Origin of the sequence: Streptomyces sp. ActVer, from assembly GCF_027270795.1 — a bacterium.
Taxonomy (GTDB): Bacteria; Actinomycetota; Actinomycetes; order Streptomycetales; family Streptomycetaceae; genus Streptomyces; species Streptomyces umbrinus_A.
Genome location: NZ_JAPWHT010000011.1, coordinates 40,397 through 56,867 on the forward strand (window position 1 = coordinate 40,397; position 16,471 = coordinate 56,867).

At 68.5% G+C, this 16,471-nt stretch carries 17 protein-coding genes; 9 read left to right on the top strand and 8 right to left on the bottom strand.

Annotation, left to right across the window (positions count from 1 at the left end):
- Window positions 1–117 precede the first annotated feature (117 nt).
- The 4 genes from O3Q52_RS03580 to O3Q52_RS03595 all read left to right on the top strand — a co-directional run bounded on the left by O3Q52_RS03580 (window position 118) and on the right by O3Q52_RS03595 (window position 2,927).
- A complete protein-coding gene (locus O3Q52_RS03580) occupies window positions 118–456 on the top strand; it encodes a hypothetical protein (protein WP_269647290.1) in 339 nt (112 codons plus the stop codon).
- A complete protein-coding gene (locus tag O3Q52_RS03585) occupies window positions 449–736 on the top strand; it encodes a hypothetical protein (RefSeq protein ID WP_269647291.1) in 288 nt (95 codons plus the stop codon). The genes O3Q52_RS03580 and O3Q52_RS03585 overlap by 8 nt, the downstream gene beginning before the upstream one ends.
- A 468-nt stretch (window positions 737–1,204) precedes the next feature.
- Complete coding sequence (locus tag O3Q52_RS03590) at window positions 1,205–1,816, top strand: hypothetical protein (RefSeq protein WP_269647292.1); 612 nt, start codon at window positions 1,205–1,207, stop codon at window positions 1,814–1,816.
- Window positions 1,817–2,237: 421 nt separating this feature from the next.
- Window positions 2,238–2,927, top strand: coding sequence for a hypothetical protein (locus O3Q52_RS03595; RefSeq protein WP_269647293.1), 690 nt, complete (start codon window positions 2,238–2,240; stop codon window positions 2,925–2,927).
- 83 nt (window positions 2,928–3,010) lie between these two features.
- Here O3Q52_RS03595 and O3Q52_RS03600 read toward each other — a convergent pair whose 3' ends face one another.
- Entirely contained in the window at window positions 3,011–3,205 is a 195-nt protein-coding gene (locus tag O3Q52_RS03600; protein ID WP_269647294.1) for a DUF397 domain-containing protein, read from the bottom strand.
- Between the two features lie 11 nt (window positions 3,206–3,216).
- A complete protein-coding gene (locus O3Q52_RS03605) occupies window positions 3,217–4,068 on the bottom strand; it encodes a Scr1 family TA system antitoxin-like transcriptional regulator (protein WP_269647295.1) in 852 nt (283 codons plus the stop codon).
- A gap of 250 nt (window positions 4,069–4,318) precedes the next feature.
- On the opposite strand from O3Q52_RS03605, the gene O3Q52_RS03610 reads away from it, so the two are divergent.
- Complete coding sequence (locus O3Q52_RS03610) at window positions 4,319–4,816, top strand: ATP-binding protein (RefSeq protein WP_269647296.1); 498 nt, start codon at window positions 4,319–4,321, stop codon at window positions 4,814–4,816.
- A gap of 103 nt (window positions 4,817–4,919) precedes the next feature.
- The gene (locus O3Q52_RS03615) at window positions 4,920–5,537 is read left to right on the top strand and encodes a Uma2 family endonuclease (RefSeq protein WP_269647297.1); all 618 of its coding nucleotides are present in this window, start codon (window positions 4,920–4,922) and stop codon (window positions 5,535–5,537) included.
- Window positions 5,538–5,594: 57 nt separating this feature from the next.
- Here O3Q52_RS03615 and O3Q52_RS03620 read toward each other — a convergent pair whose 3' ends face one another.
- Genes O3Q52_RS03620 through O3Q52_RS03635 form a run of 4 tightly spaced genes read right to left on the bottom strand, consistent with a single transcriptional unit; the run spans window position 5,595 to window position 11,347 of the window.
- Window positions 5,595–6,761 (bottom strand): acyl-CoA dehydrogenase family protein, encoded by a 1,167-nt coding sequence (locus tag O3Q52_RS03620; protein ID WP_269647298.1) that lies wholly within the window; start codon window positions 6,759–6,761, stop codon window positions 5,595–5,597.
- 5 nt (window positions 6,762–6,766) lie between these two features.
- Window positions 6,767–7,723, bottom strand: a complete 957-nt coding sequence (locus O3Q52_RS03625; RefSeq protein ID WP_269647299.1) for a hydroxymethylglutaryl-CoA lyase — start codon at window positions 7,721–7,723, stop codon at window positions 6,767–6,769.
- The gene (locus tag O3Q52_RS03630) at window positions 7,720–9,702 is read right to left on the bottom strand and encodes an acetyl/propionyl/methylcrotonyl-CoA carboxylase subunit alpha (RefSeq protein WP_269647300.1); all 1,983 of its coding nucleotides are present in this window, start codon (window positions 9,700–9,702) and stop codon (window positions 7,720–7,722) included. The genes O3Q52_RS03625 and O3Q52_RS03630 overlap by 4 nt, the downstream gene beginning before the upstream one ends.
- A 28-nt stretch (window positions 9,703–9,730) precedes the next feature.
- Window positions 9,731–11,347 carry a carboxyl transferase domain-containing protein gene (locus O3Q52_RS03635; RefSeq protein WP_269647301.1) on the bottom strand — a complete coding sequence of 539 codons (1,617 nt, stop codon included), beginning with the start codon at window positions 11,345–11,347 and terminating at the stop codon, window positions 9,731–9,733.
- A gap of 199 nt (window positions 11,348–11,546) precedes the next feature.
- Here O3Q52_RS03635 and O3Q52_RS03640 point away from each other — a divergent pair, with 199 nt between their 5' ends.
- From O3Q52_RS03640 to tesB, 3 genes are all read left to right on the top strand, one after another.
- Complete coding sequence (locus O3Q52_RS03640; RefSeq protein WP_269647302.1) at window positions 11,547–12,137, top strand: TetR/AcrR family transcriptional regulator; 591 nt, start codon at window positions 11,547–11,549, stop codon at window positions 12,135–12,137.
- 205 nt (window positions 12,138–12,342) lie between these two features.
- A complete protein-coding gene (locus tag O3Q52_RS03645) occupies window positions 12,343–13,500 on the top strand; it encodes an acyl-CoA dehydrogenase family protein (protein ID WP_269647303.1) in 1,158 nt (385 codons plus the stop codon).
- Between the two features lie 57 nt (window positions 13,501–13,557).
- A complete protein-coding gene (gene tesB / locus O3Q52_RS03650) occupies window positions 13,558–14,430 on the top strand; it encodes an acyl-CoA thioesterase II (RefSeq protein ID WP_269647304.1) in 873 nt (290 codons plus the stop codon).
- 48 nt (window positions 14,431–14,478) lie between these two features.
- Here the strand turns inward: tesB and O3Q52_RS03655 are convergent, their stop codons facing one another.
- Both O3Q52_RS03655 and O3Q52_RS03660 read right to left on the bottom strand, forming a co-directional pair.
- Window positions 14,479–15,324, bottom strand: coding sequence for a phosphatase (locus O3Q52_RS03655; protein ID WP_269647305.1), 846 nt, complete (start codon window positions 15,322–15,324; stop codon window positions 14,479–14,481).
- Window positions 15,325–15,541: 217 nt separating this feature from the next.
- Window positions 15,542–16,471 (bottom strand): CdaR family transcriptional regulator (locus O3Q52_RS03660; RefSeq protein WP_269647306.1); only part of this gene is annotated, 930 nt, incomplete at its 5' end.

Here is a 16,471-nt window from a genome sequence, read left to right on the forward strand (position 1 = left end):
ACTGCCATGACTCTCGTCTGGGGTGACGGCCAGTCAGTGCCTACGGTCAGTGTGTCCACCATCAGTGACCCAGGCCGGGGGTGCCCAGTGAGCCAGCCCAGGAGCGATGCCGACCGCATGCGCCGCAGAGACCTGTACGACGCCGCGTCGGGTGGAGGAGGTCCCCGCTTACTGCCGTGGACCAGCCCGGAGGGAAAGCCCTGCTACCTGAGCACCGATGGCCGGGGCTACCTCTCCACGCTCGCCGACAGCATCGAGACGGCACAGCTCAGCATGGGCCAGGAGTTGCTGGAGTACGCCCGCGACGCCACGGCGCCCGGCGCGAAAACCCTGTCGGCGACCGAATACCGCTGGCTGGCTCGCCGGTTGACAGAAGCTCTGGCGGACGCACTCAGGGTCGCGGACTCGCGCGGACAGCGCATCCCGGATCAGGAAGAGGCGACCGAGGATGCCTGACTCTCCGAACGCCGGCGCACCAGTACGCGATGCCTCTCGGGGGCGCTACCGCTTCCGCGAGTACCACTTGACCACCGTCCCCGACCCACTGGCGCTGCCGACCATGGAGGCGGTCTGCGTCACTGGCGAAGAGCGCAACTGCGGTGCCACGTCAGGCACGCTGCACACCTCGGACGAGTTGACCCGTTGGATCGCCGGACACTGCGCCCAGAGCGGCCACGAACTGTATGAGCAGACCGTCCGAGCCCTCGTCCGAGCCGAGCCCGGCGCATGGCAGTGAAGTCCCCCGGGGAGATGACATCACGCCAGCGGAAACGCGACCGCGGGGCCGGAGCCCTTGACGGCAGTACCGACGGCAACACCCACGGATTCCCCCGCACAACCACGGACACCAGCGGAACCCGAAACCGCTGCTGATCTGCGAATACGCAGATAGAGCGGGCCCGTGAGCACACGTACTATGTGCTTGTCGGCAAGACACCCATTCTGGTTCACAATGCCGACGGTGATGATCCAAGTTATGAGAAGAGTAGGCAGGCGCGCCTTGCTGCGATGCGAGAGGCTGGTCTCCCTACAAGCCTGCAGCCTAGAAGCTCGAAGTATTATTCGGGCGGATACGGACAAGGGGGCGGGTACCAGTACGTCTATGACTACAATGGTAGGACTTGGCTCGTCACCGATAACTGGAATGATTTGAACGCAGATAAGCCTCATCCTCCACATTGGGAGGTCGGCGAAGCCAAGCCCGGTGGTCAGCGAGATACCCTTGGTCGGCTCCGCGTTGGTAGCGGAAAGACTAAGGCTAATTACGGTGGAGCTCCCTGTGGGTGATGCGGCGAAGCGAGCCGAGCTCGCACGATGGAACTGGAAGGCGAGAAGGGCCAGGGAGTCTCTCTTTGACGCGTTCAGTGATCATGGCCGGCAATTGACAGGTGAATGGTGCAGCTTTCCAGAGTCAGCCCGGCTGACCAGGGAGGTTGAGGAACTTGGCGAGTCTCGTGAGCGAGTCATTCAGCGTTGGCCGACCAAGGGAAAGTTCGACGAGGTTTCGCGATCTTGTGACTCCTTCGAACTGAACGGAGAGCGACTCCTGGTCTTGATCATGGATGCGCCAGAAGCGGCGTGGATTGAGGTTTCGCCAGGCATTGTGCAGTCAGAAATAATTCCTTCGGCTGTAGAGTGGATGACTGATGGATTCATCCTCTACATGCCGGACTGTGCCTCGCTGCTCAGTGTCGACGTCGAAGAAGTTGACAATGTTTCTCTGATTGAGACCACTTTGGTGGGAGAGGGGCTTGGGTCTCTAGGCGTGCATTTTCTTGGTCATGGTCCGGAACCTCGCCGAGTTGGCGCTTCTTAGTAGCGCTGCATCCGGGCCAGATTGCTGCGGTGGGAACCTATTGAATCCATCATGTACTATTCGCTGGCGGGACTCGCCCCGGTTCTCATTCGCAATTCCGGGGGGCTGAATTAACCGTGGGTGAATGCGCGCGAGTGGCCGAATGGGACGAAATTTCCCGATGGGAAAGACTCTCGCCTGACAAGGGCGGACCTTGTCGGAAAATCCCCATGGGGCGTTGGCGCTCCCCGCGTCCAGGTATGCGTACAGGGTTTGATCCGCGAGGGTTGCCGCAGTTGTCGGAGTGAGTCACCGGCGCCGAGGCTGACGGATACGCCTTCAAGGTCTCATGTCTGCCAGTGTCTGCACCGCTCTACTTCGATGACCTATTCGAAATTCTCTCGGAGAGCTTATGTATGTCCACGTACCACGGATCGTCCCAGTGCTGCTCATCTTGGCTGCCGGGGTGCTCGTCACCGTCGCGTGTTCCTCAGATACTGATGCGCGGCAAACGGCAGGAGCTGGGCAGTCGACTGCGTCTGCTGAGGCTTCTCTGGCTCCACTCACGAAAGCGCAGTTGAAGGCGCTCACCTTCAAGGAGGGTGAGGTCCCGCAGGTGCGAGAGGGCGGGATCGCCCTGCAGGAATTCGAAACGAAGAGCGGTAGGCCTTCGTTCCCGCCGGTTTCTGACCCTTCCTGCAATGCGATGGTCGATATTCGAATCGGGGAGAATGCATCAGTCGTTGTTTCTCAGTCCTTCGACTGGGAGGGAGATATCTACGCAGGCTCCTCGATCATTGCATCGTATAAACAGGGTGAAGCGCGCAAAGTCTTTGCCGAACTCGAGCAGGCGCTTGGTGCGTGCCGCTCCTACTCGGGCGGAAACTATGCAGGAAAATTCAAGGCAGCGGTCAAGGTGGAGAAGGACCCGAGTGTGGGAGACGAAGCCGCGCGTTTCCGGGAAATCGTCCCCATAAAGGACTTGGGAGACCGAGATATGGAGTTCACCCTGGTTCGGTCCGGGAATGTGATTGTGACCTTTCAGAGGATGAATATCGGGGGCAGCTCTTCCTTCCCTGAAGAACTGATCGGCAAGCAAGTGGAGCGTCTGCATGAAGCGCAACGTAAGTGAGTGCTGGTCGCGCCGTTGCCGGTGCCCGGGTGGAGAAGGCGCCCGTGAGTAGTAGTTGGCCGCTCCGGATGCTCGCTCTCGGCCTATGCCCGCGGTGACCTGTGTGGTGTGTGCAGGGTGGATATCAGGGCGGCAAGCTGGAGTGGGCCGGTTATGAGCATGGTTTCCGGTTCGTCGCTTTCTCTGAGGAGGATCGTTCCGGCGGACGGGGTGGCGAGATAGACGCAGGAGGACGCTGTCTCGCTGTATGTGGACTTCTGCCAGTGGAGGTCGGTCACGGGGTTCCTCGTCAGATGCTCTTGGCGATGGTTTCGATGAGGTCGTGGGAGGCGGCGGGCTTCAGGGTGGCCTGCTCCATGCGGTCCAGGATGAGCCGGTACGTCTCCAACTTCCCTGCCGCGTCAATCAGTTCGCTGCCGTGGCTGGTGTCCAGTTGGGCGGTGTCGAGGGCGGTCACCGGTCCGCTGGCGTAGTCGAGGCCGTGGCCGGCGGTTGGGAACGAGGTACCGCCGAAGGGGATGACGCGCAGGCTGATGTTCGGTTGTTCGCCGACTTCGACGAGGTGCCGGAGTTGGGCTCGGGCGACCTCTCGACCACCGAACTGCATGCGCAGGGCCGCTTCGTGGATGACCGCGATGTACGGCACCGGGTTGTCGCGAAACAGGACGGCCTGGCGTTTGATGCGATGGGAGACGTAGTGCTCGATTTCGTGGGGTCGCAGGGCCGGGACCACTTCGCGGAAGAGCGCGCGGGCGTGATCGGGCGTCTGGAGCAGGCCGGGGATGTTGATGACCTGGGCAACGCGTAGTGCGGTGGCGTGGTGCTCCATCTCGGCCAAGTCGAGGAGGGGGGACGGCAGTGTGTCGCGGTACTCCTCCCACCAGCCGCGCGTGCGGTTCGCTGCCATGTCCGCGAGGGCGTCGACCAGAGGCTGGTCCGCGCAGCCGTAGATGTGGGCGAGCGAGCGTACGCGCTCCCCGCTCACGCCGAAGCGGTTGGCCTCGATATTGCTGATCTGAGCTTGCGTGGTACCCAGCGAGTGGGCGGCCTTCACTGCGGTCATGCCGGCCCGCTCGCGCAGTCGGCGCAACTCGGTGCCGATGCGGAGACGGCGAGCTGTGGGGGTGCTCCGTGGTGCCATGTCCTCGCTCCGTTTCGTACATCTGACGTGGCGGTCACCCACACAGGGCAAATCCCTGAAGGTTTTGCATTTTCAAGCAAAACCTTCAGGGTTTGCAGTCTACGGTGAGACCCGAACCGCTCAACCGCCCCCGCCGGTAAGCCGGAAGTGCACCACGTACGTGCCTGTACGTGGCACCGCCACCGTCACCGCCCGGTCGAGGCGTCGAGTGAGTCGAATGAAGCAAGTCCCCCCACCGCAGGAGGCTTTCATGGTCACCGTATCCCCGCCGTCCCCGCTGGAGTGTGAAGCGGACCAGACTTGGGCGTATGCCCTCCAACTGCCTCACGATCCCCGTGCCGCCCGCATCGCCCGTATTACCCTCCGGGCCGTGCTCGCGGGGCACGGCCTGGTGCAACTTGTTGACGTCGCGGAGCTGTTGGCCTCCGAGCTTGTCACCAACGCCTACCGCCACTCCACCGGCCCCGCCGCCCTCCGCCTCCGTGGCCTGGGCGGCAGCCGACTGCGGGTGAGTGTCTGGGACGCCAACCCTCATATCCCGCCCCCGTTCGACAAGCGCTCAGGACCGCTGCGCCCCGCACCTGTGCCGGTGGAGGCCGACGGCGGGCGTGGGCTGTTCCTGGTATGCCATTTCGCGGACGCGTGGGGCGGGTATCCGCTCGGAGATGATCTCTTCGGGACGAGCGGGAAGCTGCTTTGGTGCGAGCTGGGGGCGCCGGTGGTTGATCGTGCCGGAGCTGCCGCGTGACGGCCGCGCGGCCGGTGACCAAGCGGCGGGCGGCCCAGGTGGCCCCACGCTATCGTGGAATCACGACACGCTCTGTAACCAGCGGAGGACCGTGGTGACCACCATGACCGAGCGCCCGACGGCCATAGACACCGCTCCGGCTGGAACCTTCGAGGACATGCTCCGAATCGTCGAGGAGCTGGACACACCTCACGGCTACAAGGCCGAACTCATCCGCGGGAAGATCATCGTGTCGCCGTGGTCGAAGCTGCGCCACAAGAAGGTGATGAAGTCACTGCGGCTGCAGCTGCAACCCCACGCCCCGGAGGGGCACGACGTCGACGTGGCGCCGTTTCTTTTCACCTTCCCGGGTTCCGAGCGGGGCTTCGGCCCTGACCTGCACGTCGCCGACGAGACAGCGTTCGACGCCGATGGCCGCCATGCCGACGGTGCCGCTCTGTCCCTCGCCGCGGAGCTGACCTCCGACTCCACCAAGGACGCCGACTGGCTCGACAAGCTGGACACGTACGGTCGGGTCGTGCCCGTGTACCTGGTGCTCGACATGCAGGTCCAGGAGGTCACCGCCTTCTGGGATCCGTCTGCGAAGGGCTATCGGTCCCGGCACTCCGTTCCCTTCGGTGAGCCGCTGCACGTGCCCGCGCCCTTCGACTTCGAGTTGGACACGTCCGGGTTCTTCGTCCGCGCGCATGACGCCAACGGAGAGGGCGCGCGCGACGCGTGAACACCGGACGTCGGTCTGCGGGCGAGTCGGCGCAGACCGACGACGGTACGGCGGCTCTCAGCCCACCAACCCCAACTCCCGTGCGATCAGCATCCGCTGGACCTCGCTCGTGCCCTCGCCGATTTCCAGGATCTTGGAGTCGCGCCACATGCGGGCGACCGGGTACTCGTTCATGAAGCCGTAGCCGCCGTGGATCTGGGTGGCGTCGCGGGCGTTGTCGACGGCGATGGTGGAGGAGTGGAGCTTGGCCAGGGCCGCCTCCTTCTTGAAGGGTTCGCCCGCCACCAGGCGGGAGGCCGCGTCGCGCCAGGCAAGGCGGGCCGTGTAGGCCTTCATCTCCATGTCCGCGATCTTGAACTGGATCGCCTGGTTCGCGCCGATCGGGCGGCCGAAGGCGTGGCGTTCCTTCGCGTACTTCACCGACTCGTCCACGCAGCCCTGGGCCAGGCCCGTCGCGAGGGCCGCGATGGCGATGCGGCCCTCGTCGAGGATGCGGAGGAACTGCGCGTAGCCGCGGCCCTCGGAGCCGAGCAGGTTCGCCGCCGGGACGCGGACGTCGGCGAAGGACAGCTCGCGGGTGTCCGAGGCGTTCCAGCCGACCTTCGAGTAGGGGGCCGCGACCGTGAAGCCGGGGGTTCCCGACGGCACGATGATCGAGGAGATGAGCGGCTTGCCCGCCTCGGTGCGGCCGGTCACCGCCGTCACCGTGACCAGGCCCGTGATGTCCGTCCCCGAGTTGGTGATGAAGCACTTGGTGCCGTTGATCACCCACTCGTTCGTCGCCTCGTCCAGGCGGGCCGTCGTACGGGTCGCGCCCGCGTCCGAGCCGCCGTCCGGCTCGGTGAGACCGAAGGCGCCGAGAATCTCGCCCGAGCAGAGGCGCGGGAGCCACTCCGCCTTCTGGGCCTCGGTCCCGAAGAGGTGGATCGGCATCGCGCCGAGGGAGACGCCCGCCTCCAGGGTGATGGCCACGGACGAGTCGACGCGGGCCAGTTCCTCCAGCACGATGCCGAGAGCCATGTAGTCGCCGCCCATTCCCCCGTACTCCTCCGGGAACGGCAGCCCGAACAGGCCCATGCGGCCCATCTCGCGGACGATCTCGTACGGGAACTCGTGGCGCTCGTAGAAGTCGCCGATCTTCGGGGCCACGACGTCGTGCGCGAAGTCGGCCACCGTACGGCGGAGTTCGTCGAGTTCGGGGGACAGGCGGTGGTCGAGAGGCATGGGGATCACTCCTGGTGGGAGAGGGCGCGGACGGTGCGGGACGGGCTGGGTCGGCCCAGTTGTTCGGCCATCCACACGCTGGTGGCGGTGAGACGGTCGAGGTCGACCCCGGTGTCGATGCCGAGGCCCGTCAGCATCCACACGAGGTCTTCGGTGGCGAGGTTGCCGGTGGCGCTCTTCGCGTACGGACAGCCACCGAGGCCGCCCGCGGACGCGTCCACCGTCGTGACGCCGTGCTGGAGCGCGGCCAGGGTGTTGGAGAGCGCCTGGCCGTACGTGTCGTGGAAGTGCACGCCGATGGAGGCCGTGGACACGCCTTCATCGTTGAGCGCGGTGAGGAGTCGGCCCACATGCCCCGGGGTCGCCACTCCGATCGTGTCGCCCAGGCTCAGCTCGTCGCAGCCCATGTCGAGGAGCGCACGGCAGACCCGTACGACCTGGGGTACGGGTACCGGACCCTCCCACGGATCGCCGAAGCACATGGAGAGGTAGCCGCGCACGTGGGCGTCCTGCGCCTTGGCCCGCGCGACCACCGGCTCGAACATCGCCAGTGCCTCGTCCACGGTCCGGTTGAGATTGGCCTTGGCGAAGGACTCCGTGGCACTGGCGAAGACGGCGATACGGGTCGCGCCGAGAGCCAGCGCCCGGTCCAGGCCCCGTTCGTTCGGTACGAGGACCGGGAGGGCGGTGCCCGAGAGGTCGCCCAGGTCGCGGACGAGGGGGAACAGGTCCTCCGCGTCGGCCAGTTGGGGCACCCACTTCGGGTGGACGAAGCTCGTCGCCTCGATGGTGCCGAGGCCCGCGTCGGCCAGCCGCCGTACGAACTCCGCCTTGGTCTCCGTCGGGACGGTCGCCTTCTCGTTCTGCAGGCCGTCGCGGGCGCCGACCTCGTGGATACGGACGCGGGCCGGGAGGCCCTCGGCCGGTACGGCCATGGGCAGGCCGAGTTCGGGGGTGGTCATGCCTTCTCCTCCTCCTGCGCTTCCTCGCCCGGCGCCACCACGGCCAGGATCTGGTCCATGGCGACCGTCGTGCCCGGGGTGACGTCCAGCTCGGTGACGGTGCCGGCGTGCGGGGCGGAGATGACGTGCTCCATCTTCATCGCCTCCACCACCAACAGGCTCTGCCCGGCGGCCACTTCGTCCCCGACGGCCACCTTCACGACGGTGACGGTTCCGGGCATGGGAGCGGTGAGGGAGTCCGCGCCCGCGTGTGCCGCGCCGGTGAGGGAGGCGGCGACCGGATCGTGGTCGCGGACGTGCCAGGTGTCGCCGTCCCGGCCGAGCCAGTCGCCGGCCCGGTGGAAGGTGTGGAGTACGCCGTCGAGGGTGACGGAGACATGTGTGAGGGTGACCTCGGCACCCGGGTGCGCCCCGAGAGTGACGGGTTCAAGTCCCGTCACTCGCAGGTCGAAGGCCGGTACCGCCGGTTCACCGCCGAGCCGCCAGCCGCTCGGCACGGAGAACGGGTCGGTCCAGCCGCTGCCGGCAGGGGCCAGCGCGTCCAGGCGGACGGCCGCGGCGGCCTCGTACACCTCGTCCGGCACCTCGCCCGAAACCAGCCCCTCAACCTCCCGCTCCACCAACCCCGTATCCAACTCACCAGCGACAACCGCAGGATGGCCGAGCAACCTCCGGAGGAACCCCGCGTTCGTCTGCACCCCCAACGTCACCGTCCCCGCCAACGCCCCGCGAAGCCGCCGCAGCGCGGTCGCCCGGTCCGGCCCGTACGCGATGACCTTGGACAGCATCGGGTCGTACAACGACCCGACCTCCGTGCCCTCGGACAGCCCCGAGTCCGTACGGATGCCGTCACCCTGGGGCTCGTGCAGCCGCAGGACGGTCCCGCCGGACGGCAGGAACCCCCGCGCCGGATCCTCCGCACAGATCCGGGCCTCGACGGCATGCCCGGTGAGCGTGACGTCGTCCTGGGCGAACGCGAGCCGCTCGCCCGCAGCCACCCGCAACTGCCACTCCACCAGGTCGACGCCCGTGATCATCTCGGTCACCGGATGCTCGACCTGGAGACGCGCGTTCATCTCCATGAAGTAGTACGAGGACACGGGGGGTTCGGGGGGTGTCCCCCCGATGGGCACAGTGACGCCCGGCACGATGAACTCGACCGTGCCCGCCCCCGAGTACCCGCACGAGCGGGCCGCCTGGACGGCCGCCTCGCCCATCGCGGCGCGGGTCTTCTCGTCGAGGAGCACGCTGGGCGCCTCCTCGATGATCTTCTGGTGCCGGCGCTGGAGGGAACACTCGCGCTCGCCGAGATGCACGACGTTCCCGTGGCCGTCCGCGAGGACCTGGATCTCGATGTGCCGGGGCCGGTCGACCCACCGCTCGACGAGGAGCGTGTCGTCGCCGAAGGAGGCCCGCGCCTCCCGTCGGGCGGCGGCGATCTCGTCCGCCAGCACGGAGGCGTCCCGCACGAGCCGCATGCCCTTGCCGCCCCCGCCCGCCGACGGCTTCAGCAGCACGGGCATCCCGATCTCCCGCGCGGCCTCGGCCAGTTCGGCATCGGAGAGCCCACTGCCGGACGACCCCGGCACCACCGGAACCCCCGCCGCCTTCACCGTCTCCTTGGCGCGGATCTTGTCGCCCATGAGCGAGATGGCGTCCGCCGGAGGACCGATGAAGACGAGCCCGGCATCGGCGCACGCACGCGCGAAGTCGGCGTTCTCCGCGAGGAATCCGTACCCGGGGTGCACCGCCTGGGCCCCCGTCCGCGCCGCGGCCTCCAGCAGCCGTTCCGCCGACAGATAGCTCTCGGCGGCCGGCGCCGGACCGATCCGGACCGCCGTGTCCGCCTCGCGCACGTGCCGGGCGTCGGCGTCCGCGTCCGAGAAGACGGCCACCGAGCGGACGCCCAGCGACCGGAGCGTACGGATGACCCGTACGGCGATCTCGCCCCGGTTGGCCACAAGTACTGTGTCGAACATCGTCGTCCGTCCCCTCACGTCTGTCCCCTCACATCCGGAAGACGCCGAACTGGGGGTCACCCAGCGGGGCGTTCGCGCAAGTCGTCAGAGCCAGTCCCAGCACCTGCCGGGTCTCCATCGGGTCGATCACACCGTCGTCCCAGAGCCGGGCCGTGGCGTAGTAGGCGTTGCCCTGGGTCTCGTACTGGGCGCGGATCGGGTCCTTGAAGGCCTCTTCCTCCTCCGTCGGCCAGGACTCGCCGCGCCCCTCCAACTGGTCGCGCTTGACGGTCGCGAGGACCGAGGCGGCCTGCTCGCCGCCCATGACCGAGATCTTGGCGTTCGGCCACATCCACAGGAAGCGCGGGGAGTACGCCCGGCCGCACATCGAGTAGTTGCCCGCGCCGTACGACCCGCCGACCACCACCGTCAGCTTCGGTACGCGTGTGCAGGCGACGGCCGTGACCATCTTGGCGCCGTGCTTGGCGATGCCCCCGGCCTCGTACTGGCGGCCCACCATGAAGCCCGAGATGTTCTGCAGGAAGACCAGCGGGATGCCGCGCTGGTCGCACAGCTCGATGAAGTGGGCGCCCTTCTGGGCGGACTCGGAGAACAGGATGCCGTTGTTCGCGACGATCCCGACCGGGTGGCCGTGGATCCGGGCGAAGCCGGTGACGAGGGTCTGCCCGAACTCGGACTTGAACTCGGCGAACCGCGAGCCGTCGACCACGCGCGCGATGACCTCGCGCACGTCGTAGGGGGTGCGGGAGTCCACCGGCACCGCGCCGTACAGCCCGGCGGGATCCACCTTCGGCTCGATGCCCTGTGTGACCGACCAGGGGAGGGGGCCGCGGTCGGGGAGTGTGGAGACGATGGTCCGGACGATCCGCAGCGCGTGCGCGTCGTCCTCCGCGAGGTGGTCCGTGACGCCGGAGACCCGGGAGTGGACCTCGCCGCCGCCCAGTTCCTCCGCCGTGACGACCTCGCCGGTGGCGGCCTTCACCAGGGGCGGGCCACCGAGGAAGATCGTGCCCTGGTTCCGCACGATCACGGCCTCGTCGCTCATCGCCGGGACGTACGCCCCGCCGGCCGTGCAGGAGCCGAGGACGGCCGCGATCTGCGGGATGCCGGCGCCCGACATCCGGGCCTGGTTGTAGAAGATCCGCCCGAAGTGCTCGCGGTCGGGGAAGACCTCGTCCTGCATGGGGAGGAAGGCGCCGCCCGAGTCCACCAGGTACACACAGGGGAGGCGGTTCTCCAGTGCCACCTCCTGGGCGCGCAGGTGCTTCTTCACCGTCATCGGGTAGTACGTGCCGCCCTTGACCGTGGCGTCGTTGGCGATCACCACGCACTCGCGGCCGCTCACCCGGCCGATCCCGGCGATGACGCCTGCGGCCGGGGCCTGCCCCTCGTACATCCCGTCGGCCGCCAGCGGGGCCAGCTCCAGGAAGGGCGAGCCGGGGTCGAGGAGCGTGTCCACGCGGTCGCGCGGCAGCAGCTTGCCGCGGGCGGTGTGCCGGGCGCGGGCCCGCTCACCGCCGCCTTGACGGGCCGCGGCCAGCTTGCCCCGCAGCTCGTCGACGAGCGTGCGGTGCGCCTCCTCGTTGGCCCGCCAGGCCTCCGCCGCGGGGTCCCCCGCGGTCGTCAGCTCCGGTGCCTCGTGCATTCTGCGGTCCCCTCACCCGGTGGTCACCGGTCCATGAACCAAGCCGTCGCCGCCCATGAACCAAGCCGTCGTCGGCCCGTGAGCCGAGTTGTCGTCGGTCCATGAACCAGTTGCCGTCGGTCCATGAACCAAGTTAATGAGCGTTAACGCGTTTCCTTCAGGTTAACGAGCGCTAACCTCCCTGTCTAGAATTGCGTCCATGGCCACGAGAACCGACGCCCCCACCCGCCGCGAGCAGATCCTCAAGGAGGCCGCGCGGCTCTTCGCCGAGCGCGGTTTCCACGGGGTCGGGGTCGACGAGATAGGGGCGGCGGTCGGCATCAGCGGCCCCGGCCTGTACCGGCACTTCCCCGGCAAGGACGCGATGCTCGCCGAGCTGCTGGTGGGGATCAGCGGGCAGCTGCTGACCGGCGGCAAACGCCGGCTGGCGGAGTCCGACGGAAATCCCGAGGCGCTCCTCGACTCGCTCATCGAGGGGCACATCGACTTCGCGCTCGACGACCGCCCCTTGATCACCCTGCACGACCGCGAGCTGGACCGCCTCCGGGACAGCGACCGCAAGCTCGTACGGCAGCTGCAGCGGCAGTACGTCGAGCTGTGGGTGGAGGTCGTCCGCGAGGTCTATCCGGAGCTGGCCGAACCGGCGGCCCGCTCGGCGGTGCACTCGGTGTTCGGACTGCTGAACTCCACCCCTCACCTGGGCCGCCCCGGCGCCCTCCCGGGCCGCGCGGGCACGGCGGAGCTGCTCCACCGCATGGCGAGAGGCGCCTTCGCGGCCGCCGCAGCGTGACGAGCGTTACGCGGGTGCTCCTCTGGACGCTGCCGCCTACTCGCCGGTACGGTGAATGAGCAAGCGCTTAGCCAACCCGGGACCGCAACCGCCAATTGGACTTCAATCGCCAATTGGACCTCAACCACCAATTGAGGAACCCCGACGGCGAGCAACCACGTACGCGAGAGCGGCGCCGGTTTAGGCGCAAGGAAGGGTGGCGGCGGTGCGCCGTACGGTGTTCAACGAGGATCACGAGGCGTTCCGGGAGACCCTCCGGGCCTTCATCGAGGCCGAGGTCGTTCCCGTCTACGACGAGTGGTTCGCGGCCGGCCAGGCGCCGCGCGACTTCTACTACAAGCTCGCCGAGCTGGGCGTCTTCGGCATCCGCGTGGACGAGGAGTTCGGCGGTGCCGGCATCGACTCGTACAAGTTCGAGGCCGTGATGTACGAGGAGACCGCCCGCGCGGGTGTCTCCTTCGGCGGCTCCGGTGTGCACGTGCTGCTCGGCCTGCCCTACATCAAGGCGCTCGCCACCGACGAGCAGAAGAAGCGCTTCCTGCCGAAGTTCGTCTCCGGCGAGGAGATGTGGGCGCTGGCGATGACCGAGCCGGGCACCGGCTCCGACCTCGCGGGCATGAAGACCACCGCGAAGCTCTCCGAGGACGGCTCGCACTACGTCCTCAACGGCGCCAAGACCTTCATCACGGGTGGCGTGCATGCCGACAAGGTGATCGTCTGCGCCCGCACCGCCGCGCCCACGGCCGAGGACCGCCGCTTCGGCATCTCCCTCTTCGCCGTGGACACCAAGTCCGAGGGCTACTCGGTGGGCCGCAAGCTCGACAAGCTCGGGCTGAAGACCTCCGACACCGCCGAGCTGGCGTTCGTCGACGTGAAGGTGCCCGTCGAGGACCTCCTCGGCGAGGAGAACAAGGGCTTCTACTACCTCGGCGGCAACCTGCCCTCCGAGCGCTGGGGCATCGCGTTCGGCGCGTACGCGCAGGCCGCGGCGGCCGTCCGGTTCGCCAAGGAGTACGTGCTGGAGCGCACCGTCTTCGGCAAGCAGGTCTCGCACTTCCAGAACACCAAGTTCGAACTGGCCGCCTGCCAGGCGGAGGTGGACGCCGCGCAGGCGGTCGCCGACCGCTCGCTCGAAGCCCTGGACGCGGGTGAACTCAGCCCCGCCGAGGCCGCGTCCGCGAAGCTGTTCTGCACCGAGGTCGCGCACCGCGTCATCGACCGCTGCCTCCAGCTGCACGGCGGCTACGGCTTCATGAACGAGTACCCGATCGCCCGTCTGTACGCGGACAACCGCGTCAACCGCATCTACGGCGGCACCAGCGAGATCATGAAGTCGATCATCGCCAAGGACATGGGTCTGTAGGGCCCGGAAACCAGCCGAGAAAACACCCGCGAAATCACTGCACGGTACAACTGACACATGAGTCAGGCACTTGAAGCCCTGCTCGATCTGCTCGACCTCGAGCAGATCGAGCAGGACATCTTCCGCGGCCAGTCCCGGTTCGCCGTCGTCCCCCGAGTCTTCGGCGGGCAGGTCGCCGCGCAGGCACTGGTCGCCGCGGGGCGTACGGTCCCCGACGACCGGTTCGCCCACTCCCTGCACGCGTACTTCCTGCGCGCCGGGGACGCGGGCGCGCCGATCGTCTACACCGTCGACCGGATCCGCGACGGCCGGTCCTTCACGACCCGCCGGGTGGTCGCCGTCCAGCACGGCCAGCCGATCTTCCACCTCTCCGCGTCCTTCCAGACGTACGAGGAGGGCATGGAGCACCAGGCCGACATGCCGCCCGCGCCCGATCCGGAGACCCTGCCGACGGCGGCCGAGCTGCTGCCGCGGTACATGGACCTGTACCGCGAACAGGGTGTCCTGGAGCGGTTGTTGGAGGCCCGCGAGGCCGTCGACCTCCGCTATGTCGACGCGCCGCCGTTCGCCAGCGTCGGGGAGGCCCGCGAGCCGCGCTCCCAGGTGTGGTTCCGCGCCAACGGCAAGCTCGCGGACGATCCGCTCCTGCACGTCTGTCTCGCCACGTACGTCTCCGACATGACGCTCCTCGACTCCGTGCTGCTCGCCCACGGGCGCGGCGGCTGGGTCACGGGAGACGTCGTCGGAGCCTCCCTGGACCACGCGATGTGGTTCCACCGGCCGTTCCGCGCCGACGAATGGCTGCTGTACGACCAGGAGTCCCCGTCCGCGTCCGGCGGCCGGGGCCTCGGCCAGGCCCGTATCTACACGCAGGACGGGCGGCTGGCGGTCACGGTGATCCAGGAGGGTGTGGTTCGCGTTCCGCGGTGACGGCGCCGGCGGGCCGAGGGGGCCCTGCCGGGCGCGGGCGGAGGAGGCTCAGTTGCTCTTGGCCTCTGTCCCGGTCTCCGCGTCCGTGTCGGTTTCGGCGTCGGTGTCCGTGAGGCCCGCCGCGTCCAGCAGGTACGCCGTCATCGGGTCGTAGAACCGGGGGCTCGTGACGTGGTCGTCCATGGGGACGGTCACCTGGACCGTGCCCTCGGACTCCGCGAGGAACAGGGCCGGGTCGTTGCAGTCCGCGTAACCCATGGAGTCGACGCCCAGTTGACCCGCGCAGCCCGCCCAGCCGTGGTCGGCGACGACCAGGTCCGGCAGGGGGCGGCCGGCCCCCTCCAGGCCCTTCAGGATCGCGCGCATCGGCTCGCCCGAGTGGGTGTGCCACAGCGTCGCGCCGTGCTCCAGGACCGCGACGTCCGCGAACTGGAAGACGTACCCCTCGTCCGTGGTCAGGCCGTCCGGGATCACGACGATCTCGCAGCCGGCGGAGCGCAGGGCGGCGGCGGTGGCGCGGTGCACGTCGAGGAGGCCGCCCGGGTGGCCCGTCGCGAACAGCACGCGCTGTTTGCCCGCGGCCGCCTTGCGCAGCCGGCCGGCCATCCGCTCCAGGGCGTCGACCGTCAGGTCCGGGTCGATGGTGTCCTGGCCGTAGCGGTACTCGGGGTCGTCGTTCACGCCGCACCGCTCGGCCATCACCGCGAGGACGTCCTGCTCGTCGGTCCAGCGGTCGCCGAGCTCCAGGCCGAGCCAGTAGTTGCGGTCGCCGTTCGCCAGCTTGCGGTAGTGGGAGAGGTTGTTCTCGCGGGGGGTGGCTACGTCGCCCGCGATTCGCGTCCGTACGAGGTGGTCTACGAGGTCGGCGCGGCTGGGGGTCCCGGGTATCGGCATGCCCCCCATTCTGCCGGTGCGCTCCGCTGGGTGGCGCCGGTGTATCGAACCGTGGGACATGGGTCACTCGGGGTTTGGGGCGGGGTGGAGTGGGGTGGGTGGGGTTGTGTGCCGGGTGCGGGTGGTGAGTGGCTTGTCGCGCAGTTCCCCGCGCCCCTGAAAAGCGGGGCTGCGCCCCTGCCTTTCAGCCCGTACGGCGTTTGAGGACGACGCCGCCTTACGCGTGCCGCAGCGCGAACCACAGCTCCATGCGGACGTCCGGGTCGTCCAGGTCTGTTGACAGGAGGGTCGCGCAGCGGGTGATGCGTTGGCGGACCGTGTTGCGGTGGACGGAGAGGGCGACGGCCGTGCGGTCCCAACTGCCGTGGAGGGAGAGCCAGGTGCGGAGGGTCTCCGTGAGGGCGGGGTTCGCGGTGATGGGGGCCAGCACCGTACGGGCGTGGGCCGCGGCCTCGGACGGTGCGACCAGGTCGGCGAGGCCCGGGTGTTCGCCGTGGCGGACCAGACGGGCTCGGGTCGCTCTCGCGCGGGACAGGGCGCGCGCCGCCTGCGTGTCCGCGGACGCCCACTCCTGCGCGCCCACCGGGGCGCTCACCCCGCACGTCCAGCCCTGCTGGACGGCCGGTTCACGGTGACCCGCGGGCACGAGGACCCGTACGACGTCACCGTCCACATCCACCAGCGCCGAACCGAGCGCCGCCCCCAGCGCGGACGCGGTCACGGCGTCCGGCGCCGGACCGTCCGGCCGCGCGTGCACCACCACCCAGCGCTCACCCCCGCCCAGCAGTGGTGCGACCTCCTCCGGAGCGGCGCCCAGCAATAGCCGTACGAGGGCCGAGGAGCGCGCCGCACCCGTGCTGCTCTGGTGCTCCCCGGTGAGGAGGGAGAGGAGCACGGCCCCCACGGACGCGATCGTGTGGTCGCCGGGATCGCGGCGCGGGGCAGCCACGCCCAGCACGAAGCCCTGCCCGGTGCCGAGGGCGTACGCCGCGAGGTGGACCCCGGCGGCGGTGTCACTCGCGGAGGAGGGCGTGGGGCCCCCGCCACCCGGGCCCTTACCCGCACCCGCACTCATGCTCCCGGTTCCGGCGCCGGACCCATTCCCCGTCGTCGGCCGCACCACCGCCACCAGCCCCGCCAGCGCCCC